This window comes from Aquabacter sediminis, from assembly GCF_028863665.1.
Taxonomy (GTDB): Bacteria; Pseudomonadota; Alphaproteobacteria; order Rhizobiales; family Xanthobacteraceae; genus L1I39.
On the sequence record NZ_JARBFX010000029.1, the window covers coordinates 1 to 1,586 of the forward strand.

At 57.0% G+C, this 1,586-nt stretch carries 2 protein-coding genes; both read right to left on the reverse strand.

The window, feature by feature from the left end; genetic code table 11:
* On the reverse strand, window positions 1–1,275 hold a 1,275-nt coding region (locus tag PV781_RS24005), incomplete at its 3' end, for an IS1634 family transposase (protein ID WP_342455466.1).
* 30 nt (window positions 1,276–1,305) lie between these two features.
* Window positions 1,306–1,586: hypothetical protein (locus tag PV781_RS24010; RefSeq protein ID WP_274778136.1), on the reverse strand; the 281-nt coding region annotated here is incomplete at its 5' end.

Genomic DNA, 1,586 nt, shown 5'->3' on the forward strand with positions numbered 1-1,586 from the left:
CTGTACGCTCATCGTTTCGCGCAGGCTGGCCCAACTGTCGTGGATGTCTGCTTTCTTCAGTTTCGTTCGTAGCACCTGCACGGCCTGATAGGCCAGCACCGTGATAAAGAGGTGTCCATCTGCGCGTTCTTCTGTCGAATGATAGACCGGCCGCAAGCCCAACTCGCTCTTCAGACTACGAAATACGCTCTCCAGATCCGTCAGCATCGTATAGGTACGCCACAGTTTTTCTTCGTCCCAGCCGGTTTCGTTGCTGCGCAGACAATACACGCCGGGGTGGGTCGCCATCGTGCCGTTCACCGGCACCTTTTCCCAGGTCAGCCCAGTAGCCAACTTGCCAGATTCATCAGCCATGAGCTCAACCTGGTAATGCTGGCTGGCCCCCCGGCTTTTCTCCTTGAGGCGCCCGATGCGCTCCAGCAGTTTGCCATGACGCTTCTCGCCACGCGGCTTGGCCAGCCCATCGACGATCTTTTTCAAGCCGTTCTCGAACCCCGTGGCAAAGCGCTCGACCATGGCGCTTTCTTTCTTCTCACGGCCCAGAGAGTGGCAATACAGACGAACCTCCTTGCCATCCTCGCTGATCTCTTTCTGGATGCGCAGAGGATCCCCCCCCGCAGTTTCGATGCGGATCGCCTGGGTTTCATCGAATTGCCTCGCCCCACCCCGGCTGACCACCAAATAGCGATAACCGTGTTCGACCAGCCAGCCAACATTGGCCTCCGTTGCAATTCCCCGATCCATGATGACCAACGCACCTCGTGGCGCATCCAGGCCCTCCAACATCCCCTCCAATGTGCCGGATTCGGCCACATTGCCAGCGAAGGTTCTGGAACGCCGCACAAACCCGCTGCCATCCAGAATCAAACCCAGCGTCATCAGAGAGCAATCGCTGCGTTTCTCCTTCGAATGTCCCCGTTTCGCTTTTGAATTACCCTCGGCTTCGCCCTCAAAGTAGGTGTTGGTCAGGTCATACAGCGTTACCGTCTCATCCAGACCAAAAAGCGTCTGGACAGCAGAAAAGATATGCTCGTCAATGACTTTGCGATGCTTCATCAGCACATCCGAGGCGTGGTACAGGCGTGTGTGTGGCATGGCCTCGAAATCGAAATCGATCAACTCTCCCAACGCACTATGCCGTTGCAACCAGTTCCAGGTCGCCAACTCCGAGGCCGGTTTGGCCATGCGCCCAATCACATTACCCAGAATCGCCGCGCGCATGACACCATTGACCCCCAACTCACTCAGTTTCTCGACAAACCCCAGTTGCGACAGGGCGTATAAACCAAGGTGCTCGACGCCGACCTAGCGCGGTTTCATCAGTTGCAGAGAATCGACATCCACTTCCTGGAAGTCATGCGGCAGAGTACCAGCAACCGACCCGGATCCGATGGCAACCCCCTCCTTGGGCGCGACCTCGATCAGCCGTCCGGCATAGCGTTGCGCGGCCTTCTCGATGGCTTCCGGAACAGCATCCTGAATCATGACGGCCTGACCACTCATCAATTCTTCAATACGCCGACACAGCAAAGGCCAGTCTTCCTGCCGAGTGGGGAAATGCCTCCCCAGATTCAGCAAGGTGATTT